The organism is Collimonas fungivorans, assembly GCF_028292705.1.
Classification (GTDB): domain Bacteria; phylum Pseudomonadota; class Gammaproteobacteria; order Burkholderiales; family Burkholderiaceae_D; genus Collimonas; species Collimonas fungivorans_B.
This window is the reverse complement of sequence record NZ_JAQGLV010000047.1, coordinates 1-5,657: the sequence shown is the minus strand read 5'-3', so window position 1 is coordinate 5,657 and position 5,657 is coordinate 1. Positions and strand designations below refer to the sequence as shown.

Annotated in this window: 4 protein-coding genes and 1 pseudogene; 1 reads left to right on the top strand and 4 read right to left on the bottom strand. The window is 58.2% G+C overall.

Going from position 1 to position 5,657, the window contains the following annotated elements:
- Positions 1-24 precede the first annotated feature (24 nt).
- From ntrC to glnA, 4 genes are all read right to left on the bottom strand, one after another.
- Positions 25-1,536, bottom strand: coding sequence for a nitrogen regulation protein NR(I) (gene ntrC / locus JWQ61_RS02405; protein ID WP_304359103.1), 1,512 nt, complete (start codon positions 1,534-1,536; stop codon positions 25-27).
- An 83-nt stretch (positions 1,537-1,619) separates the two neighbouring features.
- Positions 1,620-2,702 carry a nitrogen regulation protein NR(II) gene (gene glnL / locus JWQ61_RS02400; protein ID WP_304359102.1) on the bottom strand — a complete coding sequence of 361 codons (1,083 nt, stop codon included), beginning with the start codon at positions 2,700-2,702 and terminating at the stop codon, positions 1,620-1,622.
- Between the two features lie 259 nt (positions 2,703-2,961).
- Positions 2,962-3,459 (bottom strand): DUF4124 domain-containing protein, encoded by a 498-nt coding sequence (locus JWQ61_RS02395; RefSeq protein WP_304359101.1) that lies wholly within the window; start codon positions 3,457-3,459, stop codon positions 2,962-2,964.
- 177 nt (positions 3,460-3,636) lie between these two features.
- Positions 3,637-5,052, bottom strand: a complete 1,416-nt coding sequence (gene glnA / locus JWQ61_RS02390; RefSeq protein ID WP_304359100.1) for a type I glutamate--ammonia ligase — start codon at positions 5,050-5,052, stop codon at positions 3,637-3,639.
- 415 nt (positions 5,053-5,467) lie between these two features.
- Here glnA and JWQ61_RS02385 point away from each other — a divergent pair.
- A pseudogene (locus tag JWQ61_RS02385) lies at positions 5,468-5,657 on the top strand (rhodanese-like domain-containing protein); the annotation flags it as partial.

The window sequence follows — 5,657 nt, the reverse complement described above, 5'->3', positions numbered from 1 at the left end:
CGGTAAATCCGCTCCTGCTTGCCGTCAATCGTCCTTGGCGCCGGCTATGCCCAGTTCCTGGATCTTGCGCGTGATGGTATTGCGGCCGATGCCGAGACGTACCGCGGCATCGTTCTTGCGCCCATGCGTATGGCGCAAGGCAATCTTGATCAAGGCCGATTCGAACTGCCGTCCCAGCACATCCATGACGTCGGCGTCGCCATTGCTGAGCATGTGCGCCGCTTCAACCTCGAGCAAGGCAATCCAGTTTTGTTTTTCACCGGCGGCTTGCATCGCAGGCGCCTGGATTTCGGGATAGTGCGCGGCGGCGGCCGGCGCCGCCAGGTGCGGATCAAACGCCACCGGCCGGCTGGCCGGGCTTTCCAGCTGCATGCTTTGATCGCGGCCGCCGACCAGGTCTTGCGGCAGATCCTTGATCTCGACCGTCTGGCCGGGCGCCATCACGGTGATCCAGTTGCACAGGTTTTCCAGCTGGCGCACATTGCCTGGCAGGTCGAGGCTGCTCATGAAACGCATGGCGTTGTCGGAGACCCGCTTGCTTTCGACGCCCAGCTGCTTGGCGCTCTGGCTCAGGAAATAACGGGTCAGGATCGGGATGTCTTCGCGCCGTTCACGCAAGCTCGGCAAGCGCAGCCGGATCACGTTCAGGCGGTGATACAAGTCTTCCCGGAACAGGCCTTCGCGGACCCGGGTCTCGAGGTTCTGGTGGGTCGCGGCGATGACGCGGACGTTGGCTTTCAAGGACTGGTGGCCGCCGACGCGATAGAAATGGCCGTCCGACAAAACCCGCAGCAAACGGGTCTGCAAATCAAACGGCATGTCGCCGATTTCATCGAGGAACAGGGTGCCGCCTTCGGCTTGTTCAAAACGGCCGCGACGCGAGGCCTGGGCGCCGGTGAATGCGCCGCGCTCATGGCCGAACAGTTCCGACTCCAGCAAGTCCTTCGGAATCGCCGCGGTATTGAGGGCAATGAACGGCTGCGAAGCGCGCGGGCTGTGCTTGTGCAGGGCGCGTGCAACCAGCTCCTTGCCGGTGCCCGATTCGCCGGTGATCAGCACCGTCACGTTCGATTGCGACAGGCGGCCGATGGCGCGAAACACGTCTTGCATGGCCGGCGCCTGGCCCAGGATTTCCGGGGTCTCGGCGGATGCCTGCTCGACATTCGCTTCGCGCAAGCTTTCTTCCAGCGCGCGCCGTATCAGTTCGACGGCCTTGTCGACGTCGAACGGCTTGGCCAGGTATTCGAAAGCGCCGCCCTGGAACGCGGCAACCGCGGAATCGAGGTCGGAAAAAGCGGTGATGATGATCACCGGCACGCCGGGAAACTTGGCCTTGACGGTTTGCAGCAGCTCCAGGCCGGAAGCGCCCGGCATGCGGATATCGGAGACCAGCACTTGCGGCGTGCTCGATTGCAGCGCTTCGATCGCATCGCGCGCATTGGAGAAACTCTTGGTGCTCAGGTTTTCGCGGGCCAGCGCTTTTTCAAGCACCCATCGAATCGATTCGTCGTCGTCAACAATCCAGATTGGTTTCATGTGTTTTGTGCTGCGCCAGAAGCGCAGTCCGTTAAACTATTTATCATCGCCATGACGGCCTATCTACTGCTTGCACGCAAGCATCAGGGCAGAGGTATAAGAATCCTGAAATCTGTATATCCCGGCCGGCTCTCACATTCGATGACACCCATGTGCTGTTGCACAAAGGTTTGCGCCAGCGTCAGACCCAAACCGCTGCCGCCGTCGCGTCCCGATACCAGCGGATAGAAAATGCGTTCTTGAATCTCGGCCGGGATGCCAGGTCCATTGTCGATGATATGCAAGTCTAGTGCCAGCCGGTAACGGACCTTGGCCAGCGTCACCTGGCGCACTACCCGGCTCTGGAAAACCAGTTCGGCGTCGCCCGCCTTGATGCGCTCCTGCAACGCTTGCGCGGCGTTGTGGGCGATGTTCAGGATTGCCTGTATCAGCTGCTCCTTGTCGCCGCGGAATTGCGGGATCGACAGGTCGTAATCGCGCTTGATGCTCAGGCCGCTCGGGAATTCGGCCACGATCAGGCTGCGCACCCGCTCGCATACCTCGTGGATATTGACGTCGCCCACGATCTGCGCCAGCCGGTGCGGCGCCAGCAGGCGGTCCACCAGGGTCTGCAGGCGATCGGCTTCCTTGATGATGACTTGCGTATATTCGCGCAATTCCTTGACGTGGCGCTCCGGCAACTCGAGCTCCAGCAGCTGGGCGGCGCCGCGGATGCCGCCTAGCGGATTCTTGATTTCATGGGCTAGGTTGCGGATCAGCTCCTTGTTGACCTGGCTCTGGTCGATCAGGCGCTCCTCGCGTTCCAGCTTGAGCTGCTGCACATTCTCGCGCAGCTCGATCAGCACCGGCATGTCGGGATTGTCGAGCGCGGTGACGATGGTGTCGACCCACAAGGGCTCGCGCCCCACCCGCTCCAGGATCAGATCCTGGCGCGAATCGTCGAACTGATGCTGCAAAGCCTGCGCAAAGATCGCCAGCAGCTGGTCCGGATTCAGGAACAGGTCGGACAGCGTCTGCTGCTGCAGCAGGCGGCTGGAACTCTCCAGCAGGTTTTCCGCAGCGGCGTTGGCGAACACCAGGCGTCCGTGCTGGTCCAGCACCAGCACCGCTGAGGCCAGCAGATCGAGGCTGGCGAGCGCGTTCCGTTCGGCGGTTTTTATTGGCATCCTGGCATCCTTGTTAACAAACCTGGTCCAGGCAAAGCGAGGCGAGGCACATCGGCGCCGGCGCCAGTGAGACTGTCGGTATGATTGAAATAGTGCATTTTCCGAGCATAACAAGCTTTGTAAGCAATGTCGGTGGGTAATATGCCGGATCGCCACATTATGGTGCGTCCGGCCCTGCTCTATCTTAAACCGGGTAGGCAAAAATAAAGGCCGCGAAGGCGGCCTTATGCATTAAGCAAGGTTGATACCATGCTGGCGACTACTTGAGATTCGACAGTTCCCGGTTGAGTGCGTCGACATTCTTTTCGCTGCGGGAAATGTCTTCTTTCATCGACGCCACCCGTTCCTGGTACTTGGCGTAGTTTTTCTCATTGCCTTGGCGTTCCGGCGTGCCGTCGTTATAGTCTTTCTTGAGATCGGCCAGGCGCTGCTGCTCGTTCCTCAGTTCATCCTGCAGGATCTGGCGGCGGTCGTTGTCGCGCGCCTTTTGCGTGCCGTTGTCCACTTTCGGGAAGTCGGTCGGGGTGGAAGCTGCCGGCTTGCTGGCGGCACCTTCACGCGCCGGCTTGCTGCCGGACGAAGTCACGGTCAGCGGCGGCAGACTGACCCGCTTGCAGCCTTTGGTGTCGCCCGTGTTCTTGTATTCCTTGACGCCGTTCTGGTCCACGCACAGATACACCTCGCTTTGGGCGTGAGCAGTGCCTGCGGCGATGCTGACGGCCGCCAATAGCAGAAATCCTGGTAAAAGACGCTTCATAGACTTTCTTCGCAAGTGCAATTCAATCGAGCCGCTAGTTTATGTCAAGAAACATCCAATGACAAACCATCCCGCACAATATAGTTTGCGATGTGCGGAAGGTTGAAACAAGTATGCCAAAAAAACAAAAGGACAGGGAAATCCCTGTCCTTTATCTTTTCAGACTTGCGAACTAACTTAGACCGAATAGTACATGTCGAATTCGATCGGGTGAGTCGTCATGCGATAGCGCTGGACTTCCTGCTTCTTCAGGTCCAGGTAAGCATCGATCATAGTGTCGCTGAATACGCCGCCGCGAGTCAGGAACTCGCGGTCCTTGTCCAGCGCTTCCAGTGCTTCTTCCAGCGAAGCGCAGACGGTAGGGATCAGCGCGTCTTCTTCCGGCGGCAAGTGGTACAGGTCTTTCGACGCTGCTTCGCCCGGATGGATCTTGTTCTGCACGCCGTCCAGGCCTGCCATCAGCAATGCCGAGAAGCACAGGTATGGGTTGGCCAGGGGATCCGGGAAACGGGTTTCGATGCGGCGGCCCTTTGGATTGGCCACGTGCGGAATGCGGATCGAAGCCGAACGGTTACGTGCCGAATAAGCCAGCTTGACCGGTGCTTCAAAGCCCGGAACCAGGCGCTTGTACGAGTTGGTGCCTGGATTGGTGATCGCGTTCAGGGCCTTGGCGTGCTTGATGATGCCGCCGATGTAGAACAGCGCGAATTCGGACAGGCCGGCATAGCCGTCGCCGGCGAACAGGTTCTTGCCGTCTTTCCAGACCGACTGGTGCACGTGCATGCCGGAGCCGTTGTCGCCAACGATAGGCTTAGGCATGAAAGTGGCAGTCTTGCCGTAGGTGTGGGCAACGTTCCAGACCACGTATTTCAGGTTCTGGGTCCAGTCGGCGCGCTCGACCAGGGTCGAGAACTTGGTGCCGATTTCATTCTGGCCGGCGCCGGCCACTTCGTGGTGGTGCACTTCAACCGGGATGCCCAGCGATTCCAGGATCAGGCACATTTCCGAACGCATGTCCTGGAAGCTGTCGACCGGCGGCACCGGGAAATAACCGCCCTTGACGGTTGGACGATGGCCGGTGTTGCCGCCTTCGAGCTTGGCGCCGGAGCTCCATGCAGCTTCTTCCGAACCGATCTTGACGAAACAGCCGGACATGTCGGCGCCCCAGCGGACGTCGTCGAAAATGAAAAATTCTGGTTCCGGACCGAAATAGGCGGTATCGCCCAGGCCGGAGGATTTCAGGTAGGCTTCAGCGCGCTTGGCGATCGAACGCGGATCGCGGTCATAACCCTTGCCGTCGGATGGCTCGATCACGTCGCATTGCATGAACAATGTGGTTTCTTCCATGAACGGATCGATGTTCGCGGTGTTCGGATCCGGCATCAACAACATGTCGGAAGCTTCAATACCCTTCCAACCAGCAATAGAAGAACCGTCAAATGCATGACCCGACTCAAATTTATCGATATCGAAATGAGAGACAGGGACAGTTACGTGCTGTTCCTTGCCTTTGGTGTCAGCGAAGCGAAAATCAACGAATTTGACTTCGTTGTCTTTTGCCATTTTCAAGACTTCTGCGGCCGTCATTGCCATGTGAATCTCCTAAATATGAAAGGTACTGCAATTTTTAAATTGTGCGCCCTGCTCAAGATCTGTTGCGCGCAGTTTTCAGCGTCGCAGTAACATCATGATGTACAGGTAGTGAGCAAACTATGACCGGACAGCAATTCAGTACGACCAGAACTCAGTGCAGGATGATAGCAGAATCCATGCCACCATCCTTTCATCGCGGCGTGCTTATTCGATCCTGTAATTAGCTTGTGTAGAACGCTGTATCAGCCTTTTTTGGAGTTGCCCTCGTTATCGAAAATCACCATTATGGTGCAACGAAAAATAGGAGCACCTTTTTTGTGCGATGGTCTTGGTAAACCGAGGATTATCACCACAATGGTGCGACCAGACATTAAATAACCACTTGTTGAAAAAACCATCATTTTTGGAGATGCCCATGCCCACCACCGACGAACTCCTGACCACCGCCCGGCAACGCGGCCAGAACGACCACCTGCCTTATGCCGGCGCCGTCACCCCGAGCGAGGCGTTTGCCTTGCTGCAGGCAGACGTCGCCACGATCCTGGTAGATGTGCGCACCAATGCCGAACGCGACTGGGTCGGCCGGGTTGCGATCCGCGACCCGC